Source organism: Vreelandella lionensis, assembly GCF_044543515.1.
In the GTDB taxonomy this organism is placed as follows: Bacteria; Pseudomonadota; Gammaproteobacteria; order Pseudomonadales; family Halomonadaceae; genus Vreelandella; species Vreelandella lionensis.
In genome coordinates, this window is record NZ_JBITWC010000029.1 from 1 (window position 1) to 25975 (window position 25975).

General features: G+C 55.1%; 23 protein-coding genes. 19 read left to right on the top strand and 4 right to left on the bottom strand.

Annotated features, from left to right (window positions below):
• Nucleotides 1–180 precede the first annotated feature (180 nt).
• Together ACIGG6_RS15960 and ACIGG6_RS15965 are read right to left on the bottom strand one after the other, a co-directional pair.
• A complete protein-coding gene (locus ACIGG6_RS15960) occupies nt 181–318 on the bottom strand; it encodes a hypothetical protein (RefSeq protein ID WP_399845788.1) in 138 nt (45 codons plus the stop codon).
• 50 nt (nt 319–368) lie between these two features.
• Nucleotides 369–1331, bottom strand: coding sequence for an Rpn family recombination-promoting nuclease/putative transposase (locus ACIGG6_RS15965; RefSeq protein ID WP_399845790.1), 963 nt, complete (start codon nt 1329–1331; stop codon nt 369–371).
• Between the two features lie 288 nt (nt 1332–1619).
• Here ACIGG6_RS15965 and ACIGG6_RS15970 point away from each other — a divergent pair, with 288 nt between their 5' ends.
• From ACIGG6_RS15970 to ACIGG6_RS16050, 17 genes are all read left to right on the top strand, one after another.
• A complete protein-coding gene (locus ACIGG6_RS15970) occupies nt 1620–2075 on the top strand; it encodes a helix-turn-helix domain-containing protein (RefSeq protein WP_399845792.1) in 456 nt (151 codons plus the stop codon).
• Nucleotides 2076–2705: 630 nt separating this feature from the next.
• Complete coding sequence (locus tag ACIGG6_RS15975; RefSeq protein ID WP_399845794.1) at nt 2706–3473, top strand: amino acid ABC transporter substrate-binding protein; 768 nt, start codon at nt 2706–2708, stop codon at nt 3471–3473.
• Nucleotides 3474–3553: 80 nt separating this feature from the next.
• Nucleotides 3554–4222 carry an amino acid ABC transporter permease gene (locus ACIGG6_RS15980; RefSeq protein ID WP_399845842.1) on the top strand — a complete coding sequence of 223 codons (669 nt, stop codon included), beginning with the start codon at nt 3554–3556 and terminating at the stop codon, nt 4220–4222.
• On the top strand, nt 4219–4974 hold the full coding sequence (locus tag ACIGG6_RS15985; RefSeq protein ID WP_399845795.1) for an amino acid ABC transporter ATP-binding protein: 756 nt from the start codon (nt 4219–4221) through the stop codon (nt 4972–4974). The genes ACIGG6_RS15980 and ACIGG6_RS15985 overlap by 4 nt, the downstream gene beginning before the upstream one ends.
• A gap of 250 nt (nt 4975–5224) precedes the next feature.
• Nucleotides 5225–5491 (top strand): 30S ribosomal protein S20, encoded by a 267-nt coding sequence (gene rpsT, locus ACIGG6_RS15990; protein ID WP_083024671.1) that lies wholly within the window; start codon nt 5225–5227, stop codon nt 5489–5491.
• Between the two features lie 106 nt (nt 5492–5597).
• Nucleotides 5598–7175, top strand: a complete 1578-nt coding sequence (murJ, locus tag ACIGG6_RS15995; RefSeq protein ID WP_137094893.1) for a murein biosynthesis integral membrane protein MurJ — start codon at nt 5598–5600, stop codon at nt 7173–7175.
• 122 nt (nt 7176–7297) lie between these two features.
• Nucleotides 7298–8332, top strand: coding sequence for a bifunctional riboflavin kinase/FAD synthetase (gene ribF, locus ACIGG6_RS16000; protein ID WP_399845798.1), 1035 nt, complete (start codon nt 7298–7300; stop codon nt 8330–8332).
• A 7-nt stretch (nt 8333–8339) separates the two neighbouring features.
• Nucleotides 8340–11171, top strand: coding sequence for an isoleucine--tRNA ligase (gene ileS, locus ACIGG6_RS16005; protein WP_399845799.1), 2832 nt, complete (start codon nt 8340–8342; stop codon nt 11169–11171).
• Entirely contained in the window at nt 11164–11709 is a 546-nt protein-coding gene (lspA, locus tag ACIGG6_RS16010; protein WP_399845801.1) for a signal peptidase II, read from the top strand. Before ileS ends, lspA begins: the two co-directional genes overlap by 8 nt.
• A 21-nt stretch (nt 11710–11730) precedes the next feature.
• Nucleotides 11731–12174 carry an FKBP-type peptidyl-prolyl cis-trans isomerase gene (fkpB, locus tag ACIGG6_RS16015; protein WP_044630334.1) on the top strand — a complete coding sequence of 148 codons (444 nt, stop codon included), beginning with the start codon at nt 11731–11733 and terminating at the stop codon, nt 12172–12174.
• A gap of 36 nt (nt 12175–12210) precedes the next feature.
• Nucleotides 12211–13191, top strand: coding sequence for a 4-hydroxy-3-methylbut-2-enyl diphosphate reductase (gene ispH / locus ACIGG6_RS16020; protein WP_399845804.1), 981 nt, complete (start codon nt 12211–12213; stop codon nt 13189–13191).
• 64 nt (nt 13192–13255) lie between these two features.
• Nucleotides 13256–13660 (top strand): type IV pilin protein, encoded by a 405-nt coding sequence (locus ACIGG6_RS16025; RefSeq protein WP_253503323.1) that lies wholly within the window; start codon nt 13256–13258, stop codon nt 13658–13660.
• Nucleotides 13660–14091 (top strand): type IV pilus modification PilV family protein, encoded by a 432-nt coding sequence (locus ACIGG6_RS16030; protein WP_399845806.1) that lies wholly within the window; start codon nt 13660–13662, stop codon nt 14089–14091. The genes ACIGG6_RS16025 and ACIGG6_RS16030 overlap by 1 nt, the downstream gene beginning before the upstream one ends.
• Nucleotides 14088–14567, top strand: a complete 480-nt coding sequence (locus ACIGG6_RS16035) for a PilW family protein (RefSeq protein ID WP_399845809.1) — start codon at nt 14088–14090, stop codon at nt 14565–14567. The genes ACIGG6_RS16030 and ACIGG6_RS16035 overlap by 4 nt, the downstream gene beginning before the upstream one ends.
• A 7-nt stretch (nt 14568–14574) precedes the next feature.
• Nucleotides 14575–17166: a DUF7305 domain-containing protein gene (locus ACIGG6_RS16040; protein ID WP_399845811.1), complete on the top strand. Its 2592-nt coding sequence runs from the start codon at nt 14575–14577 to the stop codon at nt 17164–17166.
• A 64-nt stretch (nt 17167–17230) separates the two neighbouring features.
• Complete coding sequence (trpS, locus tag ACIGG6_RS16045) at nt 17231–18253, top strand: tryptophan--tRNA ligase (protein ID WP_399845813.1); 1023 nt, start codon at nt 17231–17233, stop codon at nt 18251–18253.
• Nucleotides 18254–18446: 193 nt separating this feature from the next.
• Nucleotides 18447–19658 (top strand): YeeE/YedE family protein, encoded by a 1212-nt coding sequence (locus tag ACIGG6_RS16050; protein WP_287148589.1) that lies wholly within the window; start codon nt 18447–18449, stop codon nt 19656–19658.
• A 127-nt stretch (nt 19659–19785) separates the two neighbouring features.
• Here ACIGG6_RS16050 and tnpA read toward each other — a convergent pair whose 3' ends face one another.
• Entirely contained in the window at nt 19786–20202 is a 417-nt protein-coding gene (tnpA, locus tag ACIGG6_RS16055; RefSeq protein ID WP_044630342.1) for an IS200/IS605 family transposase, read from the bottom strand.
• 21 nt (nt 20203–20223) lie between these two features.
• Between tnpA and ACIGG6_RS16060 the strand changes: the two genes are divergently transcribed.
• Together ACIGG6_RS16060 and ACIGG6_RS16065 are read left to right on the top strand one after the other, a co-directional pair.
• Nucleotides 20224–21285 (top strand): RNA-guided endonuclease InsQ/TnpB family protein, encoded by a 1062-nt coding sequence (locus ACIGG6_RS16060; protein WP_399845816.1) that lies wholly within the window; start codon nt 20224–20226, stop codon nt 21283–21285.
• 121 nt (nt 21286–21406) lie between these two features.
• Nucleotides 21407–23086 carry an NAD-dependent malic enzyme gene (locus ACIGG6_RS16065; RefSeq protein ID WP_058577287.1) on the top strand — a complete coding sequence of 560 codons (1680 nt, stop codon included), beginning with the start codon at nt 21407–21409 and terminating at the stop codon, nt 23084–23086.
• Between the two features lie 68 nt (nt 23087–23154).
• Here ACIGG6_RS16065 and acnA read toward each other — a convergent pair whose 3' ends face one another.
• Entirely contained in the window at nt 23155–25902 is a 2748-nt protein-coding gene (acnA, locus tag ACIGG6_RS16070; RefSeq protein ID WP_399845818.1) for an aconitate hydratase AcnA, read from the bottom strand.
• Nucleotides 25903–25975 lie beyond the last annotated feature (73 nt).

Sequence of the window (25975 nt, forward strand, 5' to 3'; positions counted from 1 at the left end):
CGCCCGCTGGCGAACTTCAGGGGAATATCGATTTGATTTGCTCATGGCTCCATCCTCTCAAGGTTTGGAGCCTCCGGGAATCCCGGTACGGTTCAGAATGTATTTAATGTTTGATTTCGGCGCGTAGCTTCTCAATTCCTTCCACAGGCAGTTCTTCAATATCTGCGATAAGCTGTTCGCTCATTTCGGTAAGTGCAATGAGTTTACGAGTGGCATTGCGTTACTTTCCAGCGCACGGTGCTCCGCCTCTTGCAGGCCTTCTTGACGACCCGCTTGGCGCTCTTGCTGCGCCCAGTTTTCAAGATTTTCTGCCAACATGTCTTTGTCCTCCCAAGCTTGGGAACTGAACTAGGTTTGTTAACAGCCCGTTAGTGTTGTGTCTCTGCTTGCAACTTGGAAATGTCTTCTATTGCTAACCCTGTTACCTCGGCAATCTGCTCGTTACTAAGCACTCCAAGCTTCAGCAAGTTGCGAGCAGTTTTTTCAATGCCTAGCTTTGTGCCCTTTTCAATGCCCAGCTTTGTGCCCTTTTCAATGCCCGCTTGGTGCTCTTGCTGCGCCCAGTTTTCAAGATTCTCTGCCAACATGTCTTTGTCCTCCATCAAGCTTGTGAGCTGGTCTAGGTTTGCCTTGGCTCCCAACCGTTGAAGATATCGTTTGAGCCAGCGGGTGATAATGTTGTCTATCCGCTCTTTATCAGGGGAGGCTTGTATGATGGCAACAATGCGATCAACGGCTTGCTGCAGCCCTTTCCTGTCGGCAGACGCCTTTTCAATACTGAACACGCCGCTCAGCGGTGTTGGGCGTAACCCCAGCTCTTCATCAGTATAGCGCCCTTCATCCACAAGGTAATACCGTAGGTGTGGTTGATAGACTTGAAGAAAAGCTGGTGGTTCCGGGTACACCATGTCGTAGATATCCTGGCGTGCCGTCCAGCGCTCAGAGCCGTTGTACAGCACGATAGGAAGAATGGGTGGTAGCCCTTTGCTCGGGGTGGTGGTGCCATTTTTGAGCAGGTGGTCGTAAAAGCAGGCGACGTAGTGCATCAGCCGGATCGGCATAGTGCGATCAACGGTCGACTGAAACTCTAGCAGGATGTAGAGATAAACCTCTTGTGTGAGGCCTTCCCAGGTGACCTCCACCGACCACACCACGTCTTCGAATTTCTCCTCGAACAGGGGCGTGATGTAATTGCCGCTGTGATTTTTGAGCGTAGAGAAATTCATCAGTTGGGCGATTTCTGGAGGTGCAAACCCTTCCATTAACTGCTGAACGAACTCAGGGTAGCTGAACAGCTCCTTGTAGCCGGTGTCGTGCTGGTTGTTGGCCATGCCTACTCCTGTCTCAATACGCATGTTTTACCACTATTTCATTGCTGGCTAAACCTAACTTAAAGCGTCTCCACGTCAAACGCGACAATCTGCCGTTTAACGCTGGGAAACGTGACGCCTACCAAGTGGGTCGGTATAGAGTGTCGGTATAGAGTGAGCTGAGCAGTCCGAGCATGCTTGTACCAGGAGGAGAAGATAACCTCGGCCATATCCTTATTCGAATAATTCGAATAACCTTCAGCCTGTGTGTATTGTGACAACAACACACATGCCGAAAGGAGAGAAGTTATGTCCGCCATGTCGACACTGCTTCCCAGTGAAGAGGAAGCGACATTAGCAAAATTATCAAGCCGAGAGCTGGCCGCTTACGTTGAGACCGCTGCCTCTTCCCAGCAGGTCGCTATATCTGACAAAGAGGGGCGGCTTCACCAAGTGGAAGTCCCTGTCAGCGCCTTGCGCCTCTTGGTGGATATCCTGACAGAGCTTGGTGATGGCAATACCGTGAAGCTCATTCCCGTTCATGCTGAAATGACCACCCAAGAAGCAGCCGATATGCTGGGGATGTCGCGTCCTACGCTGATTAAGATATTAGATGAAGGCCATATTCCGTATCATCGCTCAGGGAACCGTAGAAAGGTAAAGTACAAAGATGTAATGCACTATAAGCAGGCAATAGATAACAAGCGGCTACAGGCACTCAATGAGCTGTCTGAGCTTGATCAGGCGCTGGGGTTGGGCTATTAATGAGTTCCTTCTATACGGTTGTTTATTGCCGATATGCTGTCGTTGAGTCCAGGACATATCATTCAAGCCGTTCAGAATCACCGTAAAAGCCTTAAAAAACCACCATTCAATGCCAATGATTACCTTGGTTTACTGCTAAACCAGAAGCTGCCTGAAACAGTTAATGCTTTGAAGACGTTTGAGATTTTGCTTTAAGAGTCGAGTCCTGCATAGTTGGCTGCTTGGCCTACCATCCTTCATCGCTGAAAGCGGCGACTAATGGTGCAGCATCTTCATAGGTATATGGTGATTGTACAGCCAACAGTAGCGTTTTAGCGTCTGCTCCAAGTCCTTGCCTGGGTGTAGCCCGTCGGCATGGCAATGAGTGACATCGTCTACCGGATGATTACCAGGCACTGTTGGATATTTTAGACAGCGCTATCAAGCAGCAGCGTGAGCATACAATGGGGATGCTGAGCCCTAGCCCATAAGCTAGCGTCTTCTACTTTCTCGCTGGAACTCCTTCCATACCTCGGTTATTTCTTTTTTGCTGCTATCTTGTCACCATTGCGCCGGTAATAGGCTGAGGAACGCCTGCATCGGCGTTTCCACCTTCAAGCTGGGTGTATCGACCCCGAAAGAGGAAAAAATATGGCGAATCTGAGCCGTTTGAAAAAAACTGTCGTTGCTCTTTCCATAGGCGTTGCAGGGTTAGTCTCCGTGGCTGCCCAGGCCGACACACTGCGGGTGGGCATGTCCGGTGGCTACTTCCCGTTTACTTATGTCGAGCAGGATGAACTGAAAGGCTTCGAAGTCGATGTGATGAATGCGGTAGGGGAGATCACCGGCGACGAGATTGAGTTCGTGACCGCTAGCTTCTCGGGCTTGGCAGGCATGTTGGAATCTGGCCGCATTGATACTATTGCCAACCAAATCACCATTACTGATGAGCGCAAAGCCAAATATGCCTTTACCGCGCCTTATGTGTACGACGGTGCCCAAGTGGTCGTGCGTGCAGGTAACGACACCATCAACGGCGTTGAGGATTTGTCCGGTAAAAGCGTGGCAGTGAACTTAGGGTCTAACTACGAGCAGCTGCTGCGCGAGCAGCCGAATGCCGACGAGATCGATATCCGCACCTACGAATCCAACGTCGAGCAGGATGTGGCGCTAGGCCGTGTTGATGCATTTGTGATGGACCGAGTGAGTGCCAGCCAAGTGATCAGCGAGCGCGGTTTGCCGCTGGCGTTGGCGGGGCAGCCGTTTACCACCATCGAAAATGCGCTACCGTTCCGTGACGATGAAGAAGGGCGAGCGCAGCGCGACCGTGTTGACGCCGCACTTGAGGAGCTGCGTGAAAACGGCACGCTGGGTGAAATATCTCAAAAATGGTTCGATACTGACATCACGCAGCAATAAACCAGCCATAAGCACGGCTAACTCCTGATGATGGCGGCCGTGGCATTGCCACGGCCGTTTTGCTTATAAGCGATACGATGATGCTAAATGTGGAGTATATGTGGGGCCTGTTGCCGGTCCTGCTCAGTTATTTACCGCTGACACTGCAGATGGCGAGTATTGCCATGGTGTTTGCTCTGGTTATTGCCTGCTTATTAGCGGTCGTGCGGGTATCGAAAATCCCTGTCTTGAACGGCGCGGCGCTGCTGTTTATCTCGTTTTTTCGCGGCACGCCGCTGCTCGTGCAGCTGTTTCTGTTTTACTACGGCCTGCCTCAACTGATTAATGCGCTGATTTCCATCAATGGCGTCACCGCTGCGGTATTGGGCCTGACGCTGCACTTTTCTGCCTATATGGCGGAATCCATTCGTGCAGCGATTGTGGGTATCGACCGTAGCCAAACCGAAGCGGCGCTCTCGATTGGTATGACCCAGTCGCAGCTGATGCGGCGGATTATACTGCCCCAGGCCACTCGCGTTGCCACGCCCACGCTGATGAACTACTTCATCGATATGATTAAAGCGACCTCGCTGGCCTTCACGCTGGGCGTGACGGAGTTGATGGGCGCGACCCAAAAAGAGGCATCGGGCAGCTTTTTATACTTAGAAGCTTTCTTGCTGGTGGCGATTATCTATTGGGTGGTGGTGGAAGCGCTCTCTTGGGGCCAGCGCCGCTTAGAAACGTATCTGAATAAGGCGTACCAGCGATGATTACGCTTGAGTCTGTCAGTAAGCAGTTTGGTCAGCAGCCGGTTTTTACCAATGTTGATTTACACCTTGAACAGGGTGAAATCATCGTCATTATTGGGCCATCGGGCACCGGTAAGTCCACCTTGCTGCGCTGTATCAATTTTCTAGAGCGCCCAGAGGCAGGGTATATCACCGTCGGTGATTTGCGCGTTGATGCGCGTAAAGCCAGCCGTGGGGATATTTTGGCGCTGCGCCGCCGCACTGCCTTTGTGTTTCAGAATTACGGCCTGTTCGCCAACAAAACGGCGTTGGAGAACATTAGCGAAGGCATGATTGTGGTGGATAAGCTGCCCAAGGCGCAGGCCCATGCCCGAGCAAGGGAGATTCTGGAGCGCATTGGTTTGGCAGATAAAGCGGATGCCTACCCCGCATCGCTTTCCGGCGGCCAGCAGCAGCGGGTAGGCATTGGTCGTGCCATGGCGGCGAATGCCGATGTCATTTTGTTTGATGAGCCGACCTCGTCACTTGACCCGCAGTGGGTAGAAGAAGTGCTTGGCCTCATGAAGCAGTTAGCCGCCGAGCAGCAAACGATGATTGTGGTGACCCACGAGATGCAGTTTGCTAGAGACGTTGCCGACCGCGTGGTGTTTATGGATGAAGGCCAGATTGTCGAGCAGGCCCCTCCCGAGCAGCTGTTCACGAATCCACAGGATGAGCGTACGCGGCGCTTTTTGCGCAAGATTTTGGCGCCCACTGGGCAGGCATTGCCTTAGCGGCGCGCTCGAAAAGGATTGACAGCGGCTAGCAAGCCCGCTTTACGCGTGATAGACTACGCCATCCTCTCAGACAAGACCCGTGAGCGGGCAGCCATAAGACTGCTCGTTACACTATTTGGCAGAGTTAGAAACGCTGCTGAATCAATTGGTTGTTAAGGAAATGTCGTGACTTGGCAATGCCATCCGACAAACACATAGTAAATTCGTTGCCGTTTTTAGGCAGCCCTTATTCTCCAAGGAGATACCTGTGGCGAACAGCAAGCAAGCACGCAAGCGCGCCCGCCAGGCCGAGACTCGTCGCGTCCTGAAAGCCAGCCAGCGCAGCATGGTCCGCACCTACATCAAGCGTGTGATCAAAGCGATCAACACTGGCGACCATGGCAAAGCGATGGAAGAGTTCAAGGCAATGCAGCCGGTCGTTGACCGTATTGCTGATAAAGACGTTCTTTCTAAGAAGAAAGCTGCACGTCTGAAAAGCCGCTTGAACAAGCGCATTAAGGCTCTGGCGGCGTAAGCCGGCAGGCGCCATAAAAAAACCGGCTGCGGCCGGTTTTTTTGTGCCTGAACTTCGCCTACCGGGCGATATGTGCATCTCTATTTAGCCTGTAGGGAATAACCTGATGAGCGCCGATACACCACAGCATGCCAATATGCCGCCACCACGCCGCGGGCTAATGCGTTCGGGGTTGGTGGTCAGCGCGATGACCATGCTCTCCCGGGTGATGGGGCTGGTGCGCGATGTGGTCGTGGCAACGTTTCTGGGCGCGGGCAACGGCTCAGACGCCTTCTTTGTGGCGTTTAAAATTCCCAATTTTCTGCGCCGTTTATTTGCAGAAGGGGCGTTTAACCAGGCATTTGTGCCGGTGCTCTCTGAGTACTCCACCCAGCGCACCAAGCAGGAGATCCGTGAACTGCTGAATGCGGTAGCGGGGAGCCTAACCGCGCTGCTGGCGCTAATCACCGCGTTGGCGATGCTGGGCGCACCCTGGCTGGTATGGCTGTTTGCTCCTGGATTTGGCCGAGACCCGGAAAAGCTGGCGCTGACCGCCGATATGCTGCGGCTCACCTTTCCCTACCTGCTGCTGATTTCGTTAACTGCCTTCTCCGGCAGCGTGCTAAACACTTGGAACCGCTTTGCAGTGCCCGCATTTACACCGGTGCTGCTGAATATTTCGCTGATCGGCGCGGCGCTATTGTTAATGCCGCTAATGGAAGAGCCTGCCATGGCGCTGGCCTGGGGCGTATTGATTGCCGGGGCCGCTCAGCTCGCCTTCCAAGTACCGTTTTTGCTGCGCTTGGGGCTGCTGCCGACGCCGTGGCCTAACTTCGCCCACGATGGTGTGAAGCGCATTTTGAAGCTGATGGTGCCGGCTTTGTTTGGGGTCTCGGTATCCCAGATCAACCTGCTGCTGGATACGGTGCTGGCATCGCTGTTGGCCGCGGGCAGCGTCTCATGGCTTTACTACTCTGACCGTTTGGTAGAGCTGCCGCTTGGCGTGTTTGGCGTGGCTATTGGCACCATTATTCTGCCAGCGCTTTCCAAACGTCATGCGGAGCAGTCCACCGAGCACTTTTCCGCCATGTTGGATTGGGCGATTCGTGTGGTGCTGCTGTTGGGCGTGCCCGCAGCCCTAGCGCTGGCGATACTGGCTGAACCGTTTTTGATTACCCTGTTCCACTATGGGGCGATGACCGATAACGATATTCAGATGGCGGCCATGAGCCTGCGTGCCTATGCCTTTGGGCTGGTGGCCTTTATGCTGATTAAGGTGCTAGCGCCTGGTTTCTTCGCCCGCCAGGACACCAAAACACCGGTGAAGGTAGGCATTATCGCCATGGTCGCGAACATGGTATTCAACCTATTGCTGATTTGGCCGCTGGCCCACGCGGGCTTGGCGTTGGCCACTGCGCTATCTGCATTTTTAAACGCGGGGCTGCTGGGGTATCTGCTTTACCGCCAGCAGGTGCTGGTGTTTCAGCCGGGTTGGGGGCGTTACGCGGTGCAGTTAGTCGGCGGCAGCGTGCTGATGAGCGTGGCGCTTATGTTAGTCTCACCTGATTGGCAGGTGTGGTTAGAGTTTGGGCTATGGCAGCGCGTCCGCTGGGTGGCCGGGCTAGTAGTGCTCGGGGGCGGGCTCTACTTTATCTGGTTAACGGCGCTTGGCCTGCGGCTTCGCCACTTTAAAATGAACGGCTAGGAAAGGGGCAGGCGCGTGAGCGCTATTATCTTCTTCTGCACCAGAGCAGCGCGTTCGTTATAATCAAACGCTTTGAAAACGGCCAACGCTTTTAAAACCTAATGCTTTTAAACAGGGGTGCCATGCACGTCATTCGAGGTCTGCACAATCTGACAGCGTCCCATCGTGGCTGCGTGGCGACCATTGGTAATTTCGATGGCGTGCATCGCGGCCATCAGGCGATTCTACAGCAGTGCCGCGAGCACGCTGCGCGCCTGAACGTACCGCTGACCGTGGTGGTGTTTGAGCCTCAGCCCCGCGAGTTTTTTGCCGGTGACCAGGCGCCGCCGCGCTTAACGCGCCTGCGGGAAAAAGTGCGCCTGCTGCGCGACCACGGTGCCGAGCAAGTGCTTTGCCTGCCGTTCAACGATGCCTTGCGCAGCCTCACCGGGCGCGAGTTTATCGATCAGGTGTTGATTGATGGGCTGGGCGTTAAGCATCTAGTGGTGGGCGACGACTTCCGTTTTGGCTGTGATCGTCGTGGCGATTTCAGTTTGTTAGAAGCCGTGGGGCGCACTCATGGCTTTGGCGTAGAGCATACTCGCACCTTCAAAGTCGATGACGAGCGGGTATCAAGCACCCGAGTGCGTACGCTGCTGGCCAGCGGTAACTTTGAAGTGGCCGCCCGCCTGTTGGGCAGGCCTTATTCGCTGCATGGCCGCGTGGTGCGCGACCAGCAGTTGGGGCGCACTATTGGTGTACCGACCGCGAACCTACCGCTATTGCCCCAGCCGCTGACGCTACGGGGAGTATTTGCGGTGGTGGCCGAATTGGCGAATGGCGAGCGCCACCCCGCCGTAGCGAACGTCGGGTTTCGGCCTACGGTAGGGTCTAAACGCCCTACGCTGGAAGTGCACCTGCTGGATTTTTCTGGCGATCTGTATGGCCAGCGGCTGACGGTTTACCCCTGCACACGGCTGCGGGGGGAAGTGAAGTTTGACGATTTTGACGCGCTAAAAGCACAGATTCACCAGGACCAAGCCAAGGCGCGCCGCTACTTTGCGACCGCCGACGCTGATCTAACGACCTCTCTTCCGCTGGCCTCGGCCCCGCTTGGGCGTGAGACCGCTTCTTCTGATTTCACTTCGGCGGATGACGCCGATACTAACGACGGCTGACCGGACTATGGACTATAAGCACACGCTAAACCTGCCAGAAACCGACTTTCCCATGCGCGGCATGCTGCCGAAGCAGGAGCCAGGGCGTGTTTCCCAGTGGCAGGATATGAACCTATACCAGCGCATGCGCGAAGCCCGTGCGGGTGCGCCGCTGTTTGTACTGCACGATGGCCCTCCCTACGCCAACGGCAGTATCCATATCGGTCACGCCGTTAATAAAATTCTCAAAGATATTATCGTTAAGTCCAAAAACCTGGCGGGCTTTGATGCGCCCTACGTGCCGGGTTGGGATTGCCACGGCCTGCCCATTGAGCACAAGGTCGAGACCACCCACGGCAAGCACCTTCCGGCGGATAAAGCCCGTGAGCTGTGCCGTGAGTACGCCGGTGCCCAAATCGAAACCCAACTGGTGGACTTTGTGCGCCTGGGTATCATCGGTGACTGGGATCATCCATATCGCTCCATGGATTACGCCAACGAAGCGGGCGAGATCCGCGCGCTGGCGGATATGGTCGAGGCGGGCTACGTCTTTAAAGGCCTGAAGCCGGTGAACTGGTGTTTCGACTGCGGCTCGGCGCTGGCCGAGGCGGAAGTCGAGTACGCCGATAAAAAATCCGATGCCATCGACGTTGCCTTCCCCGTGGAAGACGCCGACAAGCTGGCGGCAGCGTTTGGCTTAAGCGAGCTATCAAAGCCCGCCGCCGTGGTGATCTGGACCACCACGCCGTGGACCATTCCCGCCAACCAAGCGCTGAACGTTCACCCGGACTTTACCTACGCGCTGGTGGATACCGGCGAGCGCCTGCTGCTGTTGGCCGAAGAACTGGTCGAGAGCTGCTTAGAGCGCTTTGGTTTACAAGGCGAGGTGGTAGCGACGACTCAGGGCAAAAACCTGGATCTGATCAACTTCCGCCACCCGTTCTACGACCGCCTCTCGCCGGTTTATCTGGCGGATTACGTGGAGTCTGAAGTCGGCAGTACCGGTATCGTTCACTCTGCGCCTTCTTACGGTATGGATGACTTTGTCACCTGTCGCGAGCACGGCATGAGCTTTGACGACATGCTGAACCCGGTGCAGGGCAACGGCGTTTACGCGGATGACCTGCCGTTCTTCGGCGGCCAGATGATCTGGAAAGCCAACCCGAACATCATCGAGAAGCTGCGTGACGTAAACGCGCTGATGGCACATACGCCTATTAAGCACAGCTACATGCACTGCTGGCGCCACAAAACGCCGGTGATCTACCGCGCCACGGCCCAGTGGTTCGTCGGTATGGATATTCAGGGTAAAGATGGCAAAACCCTGCGCGAGCGCGCGCTGGCCGGTATCGAAGCGACCGAGTTTACTCCTGCTTGGGGGCAAGCGCGCCTGCACAGCATGATCGCCAACCGCCCGGATTGGTGTATCTCTCGCCAGCGTAACTGGGGCGTGCCGATTCCGTTCTTCCTGCATAAGCAAACCGGTGAGCTGCACCCGAACACCGTGTCGCTGATGGAAGAAGCCGCCAAGCGCGTGGAGCAAGAGGGCATTGAGGCGTGGTTCAAGCTCGAACCCTCCGAGCTGCTTGGCGCAGAAGCTGCTGACTACGAAAAAGTCACCGACACGCTGGACGTGTGGTTTGACTCGGGCACCACCCACCGCCACGTGCTGCGCGGCTCGCACCCCCACGGCCATGAAAGCGGCCCGCGAGCTGACTTGTACCTGGAAGGTTCTGATCAGCACCGCGGCTGGTTCCACTCGTCGCTGCTCACCGGTGCGGCGATTGATGGCCATGCCCCGTATCGACAGCTGCTGACCCACGGCTTCACGGTGGATGCCCAGGGCCGCAAGATGTCCAAGTCCATCGGTAACGTGGTCGCGCCGCAAAGCGTGATGGATAAGCTGGGTGCCGATATTCTGCGCCTGTGGGTAGCGTCTACCGACTACTCCGGCGAAATGGCCGTCTCGGATGAAATCCTCAAGCGCACTGCTGATGTGTACCGTCGTATCCGCAACACCGCGCGCTTCCTGCTTTCCAACCTGAACGGCTTTGATCCCAAGCGGGACCAAGTGGCGTTTGGCGATATGCTGGCGCTGGACCAGTGGGTAGTGGACCGCGCCGCACAGCTGCAGGGCCGCATCGAAACCGCCTACGAAGAGTACCGTTTCCTGGATGTGTACCAGCAGGTGCACGGCTTCTGCGCGCGGGAATTGGGCGGCTTCTACCTGGACGTGATCAAGGATCGTCAGTACACCACCCAAACCGACTCGCGGGCCCGCCGCAGCGCGCAAACCGCGCTTTACCATGTGGTGGAAGCGCTGAGCCGCTGGGTGGCCCCGATTCTGTCGTTCACCGCCGAGGAGATCTTTGAACATATCCCCGGCGAGCGTGGCGATAGCGTGCTGCTGGAGACCTACTACACTGGGCTTTCCACGCTGGATGAGGGCGCCGAGATGGGCCGCGCGTTCTGGGAGCAGGTGCTGGAAGTGAAGCACTCGGTGAACAAGTGCCTGGAAGACGCCCGTAACGCCAAAGTGATCAAGGGTAGCTTGGCGGCGGAAGTGACGCTGTTCGTCAATGACGAGCTGCACGCGACGCTGGCGAAGCTCGGTGACGAGCTGCGCTTCGTGATGCTCACCAGCGAAGTGCACCTAGCGCCGCTGGCGGATGCCGCCAATGCCGAAAGCACCGAGCTTGAAGGCTTGAAGGTTGCGGTGAGCGCCAGTGAACATGCCAAGTGCGAGCGCTGCTGGCACCACCGGGCGGACGTGGGCAGCGTTGCCGAGCACCCCGACCTGTGCGGCCGCTGTGTGAGCAACTTACCCGAAGGCAGCGGTGAGATTCGTTACTATGCCTAACTCTTCTCCTGCTCATAAAGCACCTCAGCGGCCGCCCATGCGGCGGCCGCTGCGCTGGCTATGGCTAGCCGTGGCGGTCATTGTGTTGGATCTTGCGACGAAGTATGCCGCTAGCCACTTTTTAAGCTATGCACAGCCGGTTGAAGTCTTGCCGTTTTTCAACCTCACGCTGCTGCACAACACCGGCGCGGCGTTTAGCTTTCTGGCCGAACACCCCGGCTGGCAGCGCTGGTTCTTTGCCGCGATTGCCATTGGTGCCAGCATTGGCCTCACTGTGTGGCTATCCCGCGTGCGTGCGGATGAGAAGCTGCTCGCCATTGCCCTGCCGCTCATTATCGGTGGGGCGCTGGGTAACCTATACGACCGCCTGATTCATGGCTATGTGGTGGATTTTCTATCTTTCCATGCGGCGGGCTGGTACTACCCCGCCTTTAACGTGGCGGATATCGGCATTACCCTAGGGGCCGTGGGCTTAATTTGGGAGTCGATTATGGGTGAGCGGCGGCGGAAAAAAGCCGCTCAGTCACCATCTTCTTAACACGCCAATGAGTGAGGCACCATGGATTACCTAATTGACGACGGTATGGAAATTACCCTGCACTTCACGCTGAAGCTGGAAGATGGCACGGTGGTCGACTCCACCAAAGAGAAGGCCCCAGCCACGTTTCAGTATGGCGACGGCAATCTGCCACCGGGGTTTGAACACCCCATTAAAGGCATGGCAGCGGGCCAGAGTGGAACGTTTCACATTACCCCTGAACATGCGTTTGGCCAGCACAACCCGCAGAATATTCAAACCCTGAAGCGGGCCGACTTTGGTGATGAAGCGCCTGAAATCGGTATGGTGATGTCGTTTGCTGATAAAGCAGGAACGGAATTGCCTGGCGTGGTCAAAACTATTGACGGTGACCGCGTAGAAGTTGACTTCAACCATCCGCTGGCAGGGCGTACATTGACGTTTGAGGTTGAAGTGCTCAACGTCACGCCGATCACCACACACTAATTTCCTGAGCGATGCAGGTTGCATCAAGGCGCTTTTATGCAGTCATCAGAGTCATCTCAGCCCGTACAGATCAAGCTAGCCAACCCGCGCGGGTTTTGTGCGGGTGTTGACCGCGCGATTGATATCGTCAACCGCGCGCTGGATGTCTTCGGCCCGCCGATTTACGTTCGCCATGAAGTGGTGCACAACCGCTTTGTAGTAGAAACCCTGCGTGAACGCGGCGCGGTCTTCGTGGAAGAGCTCCATGAAGTGCCCGACGATGTGATCGTCATCTTCTCTGCCCACGGCGTTTCCCGGGCGGTGCAGCAAGATGCCGAGCAGCGTGGCCTGAAAGTGTTCGATGCCACCTGCCCGCTGGTCACCAAAGTGCATATGGAAGTGCTGCGCTACGCCAAGCGCGGCCAGGAGTGCATTCTGATTGGCCACGAAGGCCATCCGGAAGTAGAAGGCACCATGGGGCGCTACGACACCTCCCACGGCGGCAAGATCTATTTGGTAGAAGATGAGCAGGACGTTGCCAATCTGGTTGTCAATGACCCCACGGCGCTGGCATTCGTGACCCAAACCACGCTCTCCATGGATGACACTGCCAAAGTGATCGACGGGTTGCGAGAGAAATTCCCCGAGATTCAGGGGCCGCGCAAAGACGATATTTGCTACGCCACCCAAAACCGCCAGGATGCGGTGCGTGAATTGGCAGCAGATAGCGACTTGGTGCTGGTGGTTGGCAGCCCCAACAGCTCGAACTCGAACCGCCTACGTGAGCTTTCTGAGCGTATGGGGACCCCCGCTTACTTGATCGATAACGCCGAGCAAATCGAGCCTTCGTGGTTGGAAGGCGTAAAACGTATTGGCGTCACCGCTGGCGCAAGTGCCCCCGAGGTGCTGGTAAAAGGCGTGATTGATCAGTTGCAGGCATTAGGGGCTACGGCACCTGTTGAGCTGCAGGGGCGTGAAGAAAATATTACGTTCTCCATGCCGAAAGAGCTGCGGGAGCAAGTGATTGTAAGCGGGTAATGCAAACGGTATCAGTTTGCGACATACTCAAAGTATGAGTGAACTGATATGGGAGCATCGCTTAGTGTCTTATGTTTTTGATCGCCGTGCGGGTGACGTTAGTAAGCACCAGCGCGGCTTTACCCTCATCGAGTTACTGATTGCGGTGGTCATTATTGGGATCATCGCCAGCATCGCCTACCCCAGCTACACCCGCTACGTCGAACGCTCCGTTCGCTCTGATGGCCAAACGGCACTCTTGCAAGCGGCTTCAGAAATGGAGCGTTGTTATTCCCGTGACTACACCTATGAAGAGTGCGATTTGGATATGACCGACTCTCCGAGCGGCCATTACGCCATCTCAACCGATACCGGAAGCCAAAGCGACGGCGGCTACGTATTAACCGCGACGACCCAACGCTCAGACGGCTGTGATGAAGATCTCACCTTAAATGCAAAAGGGGTACGTGCCCCAGAGGCGTGCTGGTAATGAAGCATCAGCAAGGGTTCTCACTCATTGAGGTGCTGATCGCGCTGGTAGTGCTTGCCTTTGGCCTGATGGGGGTGGCCGCCATGCAGATGAAAGCCCTGCAAAGCGCGACCGAAGGGTATCAGCGCTCTATAGCCGTGGTGGCGGCGGTCGATGCCCAAGAGAGAATTTGGAATCTATTAGCCAGCGACTCTAATTGCGAAGCCATAGAGGCGTCAGCGGTGAGTGCCCTTGAAGATGATTGGATAGAGCACTGGTCAGAAGATACAAACGCCAACCCGCTACGGGGCGCTAACTGGGACAACAGCGATGTGAGGATGTCCGAAGGGTGCGAGTTTACAATTGTGATAGCCCTAAATAGCGTCTCTAGCAACAGCGAGGAGGAGTACCTCTACAGTTTCATCCTCCCGAACACGGCAGGTGCCCTATGAAAGTAGTGAAGCAACAGCTGGGCGCTGGCTTGGTTGAGTTAATGGTGGCGATGGCGATTGGTACGGTGATTGCGCTAGGGGCGGGCCAACTCTTTTTATCTACCTTTTCGACGTTTAGCGCGGTGGATGAGCTAAGCCGGAAGCAAGAAGTAGCGGTGTTTTTAACGCAAATTTTAGCGGAAGAACTGCGAAAGGAAGACGATGTTGATCGCTATGCGCTTTCTTGCTCTATAGCGGATGCTCAGTGTCTTTGCACAATTAGCGATACCGACGAAGATAATCAACCAGTCATAAATTTTTATAAAGATTTTGAAGAAAGCCACGTTATTAGCGATGCGGAGTGTAGCGACGAGCCATTGGTGAGATCAGTACAAGATCACCACTACGAAATCAGCGTTCCGATTATGAAGGGTGGTGAGTCGCTAATATTCCATGTCACCAAACGAGATATCGTAACAACCACCAACCCCGAGTGAGGTAACAATGAAAAAGCAGCAAAAAGGCGCGGCACTCTTTGTTGTCATGGCCTTGTTATCGGCCTCCATGGTGGTGGGTATGAGCACTATGCAGTCCTCCCTTGTCGATGAGCGGCTGGCAGGGAACTTTCGCTCTTCTGTTCAAGCGCAAATGACCTCTGAAAATACCTTGTCGTCGTTAGTTAATCCTGTCAATACTGCAAGTCGCAACGATTTTTTAGGACAGTTAGTGGCAAATCCGCAACTGCTTGAAGAGACGGAAGGAAAGCTAACGGGTGATGAGATCGCTCAGCTACTTCAAGCAGGTACCTTGGATCAATTTATTGAAGATCTGCTTCCTGCCAATTTTGACGAGCTAGAAATAGATGAGCAAAATCGTATAAAAGAAGAGCTGCTGGCTAACTTGCAGCTTCAATTTGAAGTGAATACTGATGAGCAAACGGTCACGATCACCTCCTGGGACCGAGGGCTGCGCAATAGTGCCGCACGTGATTCGGCGTTGGTTTACTCCTATCGTTATAGTGGTGCCGCTGAACAAAGCTCACCTTTCGAGACCGCGATTGTAGGTTGCGAGGGCATTTCGGTAGCCGGTGGCTCTACGATCAGTAGCTATCGCTCTAGTGATGGTCCATGGAGCGGCCAGCCAGGAAGTTTTGCAACCAGTGATGTCCCTCTAATTAGCACAACGTCAGAAAATGCAAATGTTGAAATTGGAGGAGGTGAAAAAATTCACGGTGGCATAGCTGCACTTGGAACGGTTGCTCTCAATGGTTCTTCTCAGGTTTATGGTGATATTCACTCGAATATGGATGTGAATTTAAATGAAAATAACCTTGTTCATGGAGATGTCTATAGTAAAGGTGCAGTTTATATGGGCTCCGCAACGGTTAAAGGAAGTATCTTTTCAGAGGGTGATGCCACACTAGATAATGGTGGCTCAAAAGTTGAGGGTGATGTTGAAAGCGCTGCAAACGTTATTTTTTCTAGTAGCGGTCGCGTTAATGGGGTTGTGAGGTCCAAGGGTGACGTTAATTTAAATAATTGGAGTGCGAGTGTAGGCCAGGGGATATATGCACAGGGTGAAATTTATAGCCCTAGAAATCCTCCATATAACCCTCCAGAAGGGCATGTAGACCAAGCATACCGTGATAATTTTTACTCAAATACTTCTGTTTCAATAGCTGAAATTGAGAGTTTAGAACCACAGCCCTGTGACACTTTCGATTTTTTTGGTAATTCGTTGAAAGAGGAGGTGGCTCGCTATCAAAATGATCATCGGTCCATTGGTAATGTGGTAGTTAATAATGGTGTTGTAGATATAACAATGACACCAAGTCGTGTATCAGTTGTTGGTAGTGATAATCACGGTCACATTAATGGGGCCGAGCCGGAAGTGGCTGCTGTTTTTGGAGAAGATGCCTCTATCTATTACGTTGATAGTTTGCAGATGGCTAGTACTTCTAAGCTGCATATCAAAGGCGGCGACGTGGCGCTAGTAATAGGTGGTGAATTCTCTATGGGGGGTGGTGGAGCTGGCTTAGTTATTGACCCAGATAGTAGTTTGATGGTGTTTGTGGAGGGGCAGGTGAAGTTGAATAGCAACGTGAAGATGCCGACCACGAATACATTGAGTGCTACTGGTAAACCGACTTTTTCAATATTTTCCAGCTATGAGAGCAATAGTGTAGGTATTGATATTAATGCGAGCAACCGAGTGGTTGCCAATGTCTACGCCCCTTTTACGCAGGTAAGTGTTAATTCAGGCGGCAGTCTTTTTGGTAGTGTAAAAGCGAGGAAAGTAACGGTGGTTGGTGGCGCTAAAGTTGTGTATGACGAGCTATTAGCCAATGCGTTTGGCGAAAATAGTGGCGAGCCAAGCCCCGAGTGGTGCAGCTTTGATGATTTATCCCCTTTAACCGTCGCAAGCCCTGTCGGTAACTTATCTCTTCCAAATTCTCAAGCAGAGTTTAATGGTAAAGACAGTGTTCCTGATATTACGGTGACCCAAGGCGATCTTGAAAGGTTCTCCGGCGCTAACGCCGCCAACGATAATATCCAGGGAGGCATTCCTGATGGGGTATTTAGTCGTGGTGAAAGTGCTGAAAAATTTCATGCTTTTATCCGTATGTTAAAAGATAATGCAGATAATGTCTTGGGTGATATCTCTAAGGTTAAAGATCCTTTTGGAGAGGAAGGCAATGGCAAAGAGGAAATTACTTATATTACAGGTGATGTCGACAAAAATAACATCTCCGGTGCCGGTATTTTAGTGATTGATGGTAATTACAATGCTGGAGGAAATCCCAGTTTTGATGGGTTGATTATTGTGTTGGGTAACTATTCACAAAAGGGCGGCGGAGGAAGAGACTTAAACGGCGCTTTGCTAGTCGCGCCTTATAATGTCAATGACCTAAAATTCACTGAGGCGAATATTGAGTTTAGCGGAGGCGGAAGCAATGATTTTAATTATGATGAAGCGGCGCTGCGTACTGCCTTTAATTTACTGGATGACGAAGAGCAGGCCAGTTGGGGGAGTTGTAATGCCCCACCCGCGTCTGGTGATGGCGAGTTGACCTGGTATCTAAGCGATTGGCGTTGAAGCTGTTCGCCACCCGTCTGGCAAAACGTTATGATAGGCCTATTTGCCCAAGAGCTAGAACATCATGAGTCAGACAGCTAAAACCCGTGTGCTGACCGGGATTACCACTTCTGGAACGCCGCACCTTGGTAACTATGTTGGCGCCATTAAGCCTGCCATTGAGGCAAGCCAAGACCCGAACGTACAACCGTTCTTCTTTCTTGCTGACTATCATGCGCTGATCAAGTGCCAGGACCCTAAGCGTGTGCAGGCTTCCCGCCTGGAGATCGCCGCGACGTGGCTGGCGCTTGGCCTAGATACCGACAACGCGATCTTCTACCGCCAGTCGGATATTATCGAGATCCCCGAGCTGATGTGGATGCTCTCCTGCGTGTGTGCCAAGGGGCTAATGAACCGTGCCCACGCTTATAAAGCCGCCGTGGCAGAGAATGAAGAGGCCGGTAATCAAGACCCGGATAAAGGCGTCACCATGGGGCTGTTCGGCTATCCGGTACTGATGGCCGCCGATATTTTGATGTTCAATGCGAATAAAGTGCCGGTTGGCCGCGACCAGATTCAGCATATCGAAATGGCGCGAGATATGGCTGGCCGCTTTAACCACCTGTTTAAAGGCCAGTACTTTGTACAGCCTGAAGCCGTCGTGGATGAAAAAGTGGAAGTATTGAAAGGGCTGGATGGGCGCAAGATGTCCAAAAGCTACAACAATACAATCCCGCTGTTTGTGAGCGAGAAAAAGCTGCAGAAACTGGTACGTAAAATCAAAACCAACTCGCTGGAACCCGGCGAGCCGAAAGACCCGGATACCTGCACCCTGTTCCAGATTTTCTCAGCCTTCGCGAGTGAATCCGAAGCGTTGGCTATGCGCCAGCAGTACGCAGAGGGCATTGGCTGGGGCGAAGCAAAAGACCGCGTATTTGAGTACGTCAACGCCCACCTAAGCGCCCCTCGTGAGCGGTATAACGCGCTGATGGAAGACCCGGCCCATATTGAAGCAGTCCTGCAAAAAGGCGCTGAGCGTGCCCGGGAAGAGGCTGCTGTTACCATGGATCGATTACGCGCTGCCGTCGGCCTTGGGCGCTTTGTTTAATATTCTTTAAAGGCATAAATACTGCTAAATAAAGAATTTCCAGCGTTCTACGGCCAACGTTAGGCTTATAAGTACTGTATAAGAGCTCTTATCCAAGAGCTATTGCCCAAGAGCCTCTGTCAAAGAACGTGTGTTTAACTTAGCCAAGCGCCTGCTGTTCGCAGGCGCTTTTGGCGTTTCTTAAAGGTGAATTATGGCGACGACCTCTACGGTAGCACCGGTTAACTATCGAGTGCCTCTATTGGCAACTGCGGCCATTGTGCTGGGTGCCTTGGTGATTGGTGTGCTGTTTAGCGCCAATATCGGCTTACTTATGATCGTAGGTGGCCTGCTGGGTATGGTGCTGTACCATGCGGCGTTTGGCTTTACAGCGGCATGGCGGGTGTTTATTACCGAGCGCCGTGGGCGTGGGCTGCGGGCGCAAATGGTCATGCTGGCGATTGCCGTGGTGCTGTTCTTCCCGGCGCTGGGCGCGGGCAGCCTGTTTGGTACTGAAGTGCGCGGCTTCGTTTCTCCCATCGGTATTTCTGTATTAGTGGGCGCGTTTATCTTCGGGGTAGGCATGCAGCTAGGCGGTGGCTGTGCTTCTGGCACCCTGTTCACCGCAGGCGGCGGTAATGCACGCATGCTGATTACGCTGGTGTTCTTTATTGTGGGGTCGGTGATTGGTACCGCGCACTTTGCCTGGTGGCAGAGCCTGCCCGCTTTCCAGCCGGTATCGCTGGTCAATGTAGCCGGAGTTGGCGGCGGTATTGGGATCAGCTTAGTGCTGTTTGCTGCGATTGCGGTCTTTACCGTAATTATGGAGAAACGCCGCCACGGTCATCTAGAGCAAGCCCCGCTGGTGGATAAGCCTGGAGCCGAGCGCTGGTTATCCGGCCCGTGGCCGCTGGTAGCCGGTGCGGTCGCCCTGGCACTGCTGAACTTTGCCACGCTGGCACTGGCTGGCCGCCCCTGGGGGATCACCTCGGCGTTTGCGCTGTGGGGCGCCAAGAGTTTTGAACTGGTAGGCGGCGATGTGAGCCAGTGGGGCTATTGGCAAGCACCCGGCAATGCCGCCGCGCTGGAAGCCAGCGTATGGGGAGACATTACCACGGTGATGAACGTTGGCATTATGTTGGGCGCGCTGGCAGCGGCAAACCTGGCCGGGCGCTTTGCCCCTAACTTCCGTATTCCACTTAAATCTGTGCTGGCGGCGGTGATTGGCGGCATTATGCTGGGCTACGGGGCTCGCTTGGCCTTTGGCTGCAACATTGGCGCTTACTTTAGCGGCATTGCTTCCGGCAGCCTGCATGGCTGGGTGTGGATGGCAGCGGCCTTCGCTGGCAACATGGCAGGCGTTAAGCTGCGCCCGCTATTTTTTGATGGCGAAGCAGGGCGCAAGCCGGTAGCGAAAAGCTGCTAAACGTTCCGCCGTTCAAACTGCGTCATAGCGCCTTGGTTAACGCCAAGGCGTTTTTTTATCGAACATCGCGAAAAAACCCGTACTTCTTCTAGTGCGAGGATGGATAGCGAGGGGCGTGAGAGCGCCCCTAGTCCGGCCTCGATTGTTGCTCAATATACTGTTTGACCATGCTCAGGGGGGCGCCTCCGACACTTCCCGCAAAGTAGCTTGGACTCCACAGCGAGTTCTTCCGGTAGGCGGGCTGCACCAGTTCAGGGTGTAGTAACTTCATCCGCCGGCTGGATACCCCCTTCAAACTATTCACCAGCCTGGATACCGCCACTTTGGGTGGAAAGTTGACAAGCAAATGGACGTGATCGGTTTCACCGTTGAACTCCTGCAGCTCCGCCTCGAAGTCCCGACACACACGGTCGAAAAGCAATTCGAGGGAGTTGAGATGCGCGCCGGTAAACACCTTGCCCCGATACTTGGTGACAAAGACCAAATGGACATGGAGTTCAAAAACGCAGTGCCTTCCTGTTCTGATAGCTTGTTTGGTTTCCATAGACCAAGTATATTCGAAGCCATGAAGCAGACCAAGACCCTCAAGGTTCGAGTGAAGGACAAACACGCCGCCGAGCTTAACCGCATGGCCCGCAGCGTGAATTTTGTTTGGAACTACCTCAACGAACTGTCTTCCCGAGCCATTCGGGAGAAAGGTCTGTTTCTGTCTGCCTACGACATGCACCCCTATACCAAGGGTGCTGGCAAGGACCTCGGCCTGCACAGCCAAACGCTGCAATGCATTGCTGCTGAATACGTTGCCCGCCGCAAGCAGTTCAAAAAGCCCCGCTTGAATTGGCGCAAGTCTGGCGGTGTGCGCCGCTCACTTGGCTGGATTCCGGTCAATACCGGCGCGGCCAAGTGGAAGAACGGGCAGGTATTTCACAACGGCACCTACTTCAAGGTGTGGGATAGCTACGGCCTGTCGACATACAAGTTCCGTGCCGGCAGTTTCAACGAAGATAGCCGGGGCCGGTGGTATTTCAATGTTGCGGTCGAGGTGGACGTTCAACCGACGCTTGGGCAGGGCGCCGTTGGCATCGACCTTGGGCTCAAGGATGTGGCCACCTGTAGCGATGGAGAAAGGCTGGAAAACAGCCGCTTCTACCGCCGCATGGAAGACCAGTTGGCGACAGCCCAACGTGCCCGTAACAAGCGGCGGGTAAAGGCTATTCACGCCAAGATCAAGAACCGTCGCCAGGACGCTCAGCACAAGTTTTCCCGGAAACTCGTCAACCAGTACGGCGAAATCGTCGTGGGCGATGTTTCCTCAACCAAGCTCGCGAAGACCAAGATGGCCAAAAGCGTTTACGACGCTGGCTGGTCACAACTGAAAACGATGCTGGAATATAAATGCGCTCACGCAGGCATCGTCTTCAAGGTCGTTCGCGAAACCAACACCACCCGCGCCTGTTCGTCGTGCGGCTCGCTTAGCGGGCCGCAGGGCGTCAACGGGTTGCGAGTAAGGGGCTGGGAGTGCGTGGAGTGTGGTGTACTCCACGACCGGGACGTGAATGCGGCCCGGAATATCCTCAGTCTCGGGGCAGGACGTTGCCCTCAAGAAGTTGGAATCCCCGCCCTTTAGGCGGGGAGGACGTCAAGTCTCTGCCACCTTTGTCGTACTAGCATGTTACATTACGCCTAAACGCCGCCAACGCCCAGTGTTGCTGCATTGCAACAGCAATTGACATAAAAAGAGAGTGCCTATGTCTACGACGAGTAAACGCCCCCTGTACATTCCTTACGCCGGTCCTTCGCTGCTTGAAATGCCGCTATTGAACAAAGGTAGCGCGTTTACTCAGGAGGAGCGGCTAGCATTTAACCTGATAGGCTTGTTGCCGCAAAAAGTCGAAACCATTGATGATCAGCTTGAGCGTGTTTACCGCCAGTACCAGCAGTGCCATAGCGATTTAGAGCGCCATATTCACCTTCGTGCCATTCAGGATGACAACGAAACGCTCTATTTCCGTCTCGTCTCTGAGCATCTGGAAGAGATGCTGCCGATTATCTACACGCCGACGGTTGGCCAGGCGTGCCAGGAGTTCTCCAATATCTACCGCAATCACCGGGGGCTGTTTATCAGCTACCCGGACCGCGAGCATATGGACGATATCCTGCGTAGCGCCACCAAAGATAACGTGAAAGTGATCGTGGTGACCGATGGCGAGCGGATTCTCGGCCTTGGCGACCAGGGTATCGGCGGCATGGGCATTCCTATCGGTAAGCTGGCGCTCTATACCGCTTGCGGCGGGATTAGCCCAGCCTATACGCTGCCGATCATGATCGACGTAGGCACCAATAACCAAGCGCTGCTGGATGACCCGATGTACATGGGCTGGCGCCATGAACGGGTAGGCCAGGAAGAGTACGATGCCTTTATGGCGGAGTTTATTGCTGCCGTGAAGCGCCGCTGGCCGAACGTGCTGCTGCAGTTTGAAGATTTTGCCCAGGCCAACGCCGTGCCGCTGTTGGAGCGCTACCGTAACGAACTGTGCTGCTTCAACGATGACGTGCAGGGCACGGCCTCTGTGGTGGTAGGTACGCTGATGGCGGCCTGCCAGGCCCGCGAAGAAACCATTGCCCAGCAGCGCGTGGTGTTTGTTGGCGGTGGCTCTGCCGGTTGCGGTATCGCCGAGCAGGTCGTGGTCGCCATGGAGGCGGAAGGCCTGACCGAAGCGGAAGCGCGGGCGCGCATCTTTATCGTCGACCGTGACGGTTTGATGACCACGGATCAAACGTGGCAGCGGGATTTCCAGCGCCGTTTGGCCCATGACTCTTCGCTAGTGGCGGAGTGGAACGGCCAGGGCTTGGAAGAGACCATTGCCCAAATCAAACCGACGATCTTGATTGGCGTATGTGGCCAGCGCGGTATCTTCACCGAGCAGGTGGTACGTACCATGCACGCAGGCTGCGAACATCCGGTGATTATGCCGCTCTCGAACCCGACCTCCCAGGCGGAAGCGGTGCCAGAGGATGTGATTCGTTGGACCGATGGCCAAGCGCTGGTAGCCACCGGTAGCCCGTTCGCACCGGTGGTCTATAACGGCCGCACCTATCCGATTGCCCAGTGCAACAACGCTTATATCTTCCCCGGCATTGGTTTGGGTGTGATTGCAGCGAACGCTAACCGCGTTACCGATGAGATGCTGATGAGCGCCTCGCGGGCGTTGGCGCGTGAAGCACCGCTGGTCAAAGAAGGCAAAGGCGCACTGCTGCCGCCGCTTTCGCGGATTCGTGATATCAGCAAGTCGATTGCTTTTGAGGTGGCCGCACAAGCCCAGCAGAATGGCGTTGCGTTGAAAACCAGTGGTACAGCGCTGCGCGAGCGTATCGAAAAAGCTTGCTGGTCGCCGGAGTACCGCTTCTATCGTCGTCGCGCCTTCTAAACTGGCGCGCTGGCAAAAAAAAGCCCCCACCGAGGTGGGGGCTATGCAAGCATTGGGAGGTCGTACCTCTAGGCTGCGCCGATCATCTTGCGCAGCACGTAGTGAAGGATACCACCGTGGCGGTAGTACGCCAGCTCATTGACGGTATCAATTCGGCACTTGGCATCAACGGTACGTTCCCCGTCGCTATTTTTAATCACGACTTGAACGGTGCCGCCGGGGCTTAAGTCGCTCAAACCGGCAATCGAGATCTCCTCATCCCCTGTTAATCCCAGGCTTTCACGGCTTTCGCCTTCCGGGAACTGTAGCGGCACCACGCCCATACCGATCAGGTTAGAGCGGTGGATACGCTCGAAGGATTCGGCAATGACTGCGCGCACGCCTAGCAAACGGGTGCCTTTGGCAGCCCAATCCCGCGAGGAGCCGGTGCCGTACTCCTTACCAGCAATCACCACCAGCGGCGTGCCTTCCTCTTTATATTTCATGGCGGCATCGTAAATCGCCATCTGCTCGCCGCTCGGCACGTGGCGGGTTTCGCCGCCTACCACGCCGTCGAGCATCTCGTTTTTGATGCGCACGTTGGCGAAGGTGCCGCGCATCATCACTTCATGGTTACCCCGGCGTGAGCCGTAGGAGTTGAAGTCGACCGGCTTCACGCCGTGCTCTTGCAGGTAGCGCCCGGCGGGGCTATCCGGCTTGATAGAGCCAGCAGGCGAGATATGGTCGGTGGTGACGGAGTCACCCAGCATCGCCAGTACGCGGGCGTTCTTCACGTCCTCGATGGCGTCTGGCTCCCGCTGCATCCCTTCAAAGAAGGGCGGGTGCTGAATATAGGTTGATTCCGGCCACTCGTACACTTTGCCTTCCGGCACTTTGATCGACTTCCAAGTGTCGTCACCTTCAAAGACCGCGCCGTACTCTTTGCGGAACATCTCGGTATTGACCTTCTCGACGGCGCTAGCGATATCCGCTTGTGAAGGCCAAATATCCTTCAGATAAACCGGGTTGCCGTCGCTATCCTGGCCGAGCGGGTCGGTGGTTAGGTTGCGCTGTACGTTGCCCGCCAATGCATAGGCGACCACCAGGGGCGGCGAGGCCAGCCAGTTGGTTTTCACCAGCGGATGCACGCGGCCTTCGAAGTTACGGTTGCCAGAGAGCACCGAGGCCACGGTGAGGTCGCCGTTGTTGATGGCTTTTTCAATCTCTTCCGGCAGCGGCCCAGAGTTACCGATACAGGTAGTGCAGCCGTAGCCCACTAGGTTGAAGCCTAGGGCGTCTAGGTCATCGTTAAGATTGGCGGCGGCGAGATAGTCGGTGACGACTTTAGAGCCGGGGGCCAACGATGTTTTTACCCAAGGCTTGGTGGTCAAGCCTTTTTCGCGGGCGTTGCGGGCCAGCAGGCCTGCCGCCATCATTACGCTTGGGTTGGAGGTGTTGGTGCACGAAGTAATGGCGGCGATGACTACCGCGCCGGGGTCAAGGCTGAAGTCCTGCTCGCCCATGGTGACGGACTGGCTGTCACTGTGTTTGAAGTCGTGCTCGTAGCTACGCTCAATACCCACCGCTGTTTGGCCACCTTCCGAAGCAAGTTTGCCCTTCTCGGTGGTGGGACGTGCTTTGCCGTCCTCTTCCATCACTTTGCTAAAGGCGCTGGCCATATTTTTGAGGGCAACGCGGTCCTGCGGACGTTTGGGGCCTGCTAGGCTGGCTTCCACCTCGTTCATATCCAAGCTGAGTGTGTCAGTGAACACAGGCTCGTCACCCGGCTCACGCCACAGCCCTTGGGCTTTGCTGTACGCTTCCACCAGCGCGATCTGGCTATCTTCGCGACCGGTTAAGCGCAGGTAGTTGAGCGTTTCGTCATCCACCGGGAAGAAGCCGCAAGTGGCGCCGTATTCCGGGGCCATGTTGGCAATGGTGGCGCGGTCCGCCAGCGGCAGGTCTTTCAGGCCATCGCCGTAAAACTCGACGAACTTACCTACCACGCCTTTCTTGCGCAGCATTTCGGTGACGGTCAGCACGAGGTCGGTGGCGGTAATGCCTTCCTGCAGCTTGCCCGTCAGCTTGAAGCCAATCACCTCGGGAATCAGCATGGAAACCGGCTGACCCAGCATGGCGGCCTCGGCTTCGATACCGCCCACGCCCCAGCCCAGTACGCCGAGACCGTTAATCATGGTGGTGTGGGAGTCGGTGCCCACTAGCGTGTCGGGATAGGCAAAGGTTTTGCCATCTTCCTCTTTGGTCCATACCGTGCGGCCCAGGTACTCTAGGTTCACCTGGTGGCAAATACCGGTGCCGGGCGGTACAACGCTGAAGTTATCAAAGGCTTTTTGGCCCCAGCGCAGGAACTCGTAGCGTTCGCCGTTGCGCTGCATTTCGATATCGACGTTTTCTTGGAACGCCGCCGCGTTGCCGAATTTATCGACCATCACCGAGTGGTCAATCACCAAGTCAACCGGAGAGAGCGGGTTGATACGGGCAGGGTCTTCACCGAGCTTTTCTACGGCGGCCCGCATGGAAGCAAGGTCTACTACACCGGGTACACCGGTAAAGTCCTGCATCAGCACGCGGGCGGGGCGGTAGCCGATTTCACGGCTGGATTTGCCCTCTTTCTGCCAATCCACCAGGGCCTGCATGTCTTCCTGGTCGACACTCTCATCGTCAGCGAAGCGCAGCTGGTTTTCGAGCAGGATTTTGAGCGTCTTGGGTAGCCGGTCGATGTTGCCTAGCGTTTCAGCCGCCGTGGGCAAGCTGTAGTAGTGATACTCTTGGCTTCCTGCCGTTAAGGTATGAAGCGTGTTGGGTATCTTGCTCATTCCATTCTCCTCTGATTGCTTGGCGTTACGCGACGGTCACTGCTTTTCTTGGTATGGCGAATCAATAGTATGG

What these genes read in the sequence shown, in the direction of transcription:
- ACIGG6_RS15975 (WP_399845794.1), top strand. Translation starts at nt 2,706, where the DNA reads ATGGCGAATCTGAGCCGTTTGAAAAAAACTGTCGTTGCTCTTTCCATA.
- ileS (WP_399845799.1), top strand. Translation starts at nt 8,340, where the DNA reads ATGGACTATAAGCACACGCTAAACCTGCCAGAAACCGACTTTCCCATG.
- ribF (WP_399845798.1), top strand. Translation starts at nt 7,298, where the DNA reads ATGCACGTCATTCGAGGTCTGCACAATCTGACAGCGTCCCATCGTGGC.
- lspA (WP_399845801.1), top strand. Translation starts at nt 11,164, where the DNA reads ATGCCTAACTCTTCTCCTGCTCATAAAGCACCTCAGCGGCCGCCCATG.
- ACIGG6_RS16040 (WP_399845811.1), top strand. Translation starts at nt 14,575, where the DNA reads ATGAAAAAGCAGCAAAAAGGCGCGGCACTCTTTGTTGTCATGGCCTTG.
- ACIGG6_RS16050 (WP_287148589.1), top strand. Translation starts at nt 18,447, where the DNA reads ATGGCGACGACCTCTACGGTAGCACCGGTTAACTATCGAGTGCCTCTA.
- ACIGG6_RS15960 (WP_399845788.1), bottom strand. Translation starts at nt 318, where the DNA reads ATGTTGGCAGAAAATCTTGAAAACTGGGCGCAGCAAGAGCGCCAAGCG.
- ispH (WP_399845804.1), top strand. Translation starts at nt 12,211, where the DNA reads ATGCAGTCATCAGAGTCATCTCAGCCCGTACAGATCAAGCTAGCCAAC.
- ACIGG6_RS16065 (WP_058577287.1), top strand. Translation starts at nt 21,407, where the DNA reads ATGTCTACGACGAGTAAACGCCCCCTGTACATTCCTTACGCCGGTCCT.
- ACIGG6_RS15970 (WP_399845792.1), top strand. Translation starts at nt 1,620, where the DNA reads ATGTCCGCCATGTCGACACTGCTTCCCAGTGAAGAGGAAGCGACATTA.
- ACIGG6_RS16060 (WP_399845816.1), top strand. Translation starts at nt 20,224, where the DNA reads ATGAAGCAGACCAAGACCCTCAAGGTTCGAGTGAAGGACAAACACGCC.
- fkpB (WP_044630334.1), top strand. Translation starts at nt 11,731, where the DNA reads ATGGATTACCTAATTGACGACGGTATGGAAATTACCCTGCACTTCACG.
- ACIGG6_RS16035 (WP_399845809.1), top strand. Translation starts at nt 14,088, where the DNA reads ATGAAAGTAGTGAAGCAACAGCTGGGCGCTGGCTTGGTTGAGTTAATG.
- ACIGG6_RS15980 (WP_399845842.1), top strand. Translation starts at nt 3,554, where the DNA reads ATGCTAAATGTGGAGTATATGTGGGGCCTGTTGCCGGTCCTGCTCAGT.
- acnA (WP_399845818.1), bottom strand. Translation starts at nt 25,902, where the DNA reads ATGAGCAAGATACCCAACACGCTTCATACCTTAACGGCAGGAAGCCAA.
- ACIGG6_RS15965 (WP_399845790.1), bottom strand. Translation starts at nt 1,331, where the DNA reads ATGGCCAACAACCAGCACGACACCGGCTACAAGGAGCTGTTCAGCTAC.
- ACIGG6_RS16030 (WP_399845806.1), top strand. Translation starts at nt 13,660, where the DNA reads ATGAAGCATCAGCAAGGGTTCTCACTCATTGAGGTGCTGATCGCGCTG.
- murJ (WP_137094893.1), top strand. Translation starts at nt 5,598, where the DNA reads ATGAGCGCCGATACACCACAGCATGCCAATATGCCGCCACCACGCCGC.
- tnpA (WP_044630342.1), bottom strand. Translation starts at nt 20,202, where the DNA reads ATGGAAACCAAACAAGCTATCAGAACAGGAAGGCACTGCGTTTTTGAA.
- trpS (WP_399845813.1), top strand. Translation starts at nt 17,231, where the DNA reads ATGAGTCAGACAGCTAAAACCCGTGTGCTGACCGGGATTACCACTTCT.
- ACIGG6_RS15985 (WP_399845795.1), top strand. Translation starts at nt 4,219, where the DNA reads ATGATTACGCTTGAGTCTGTCAGTAAGCAGTTTGGTCAGCAGCCGGTT.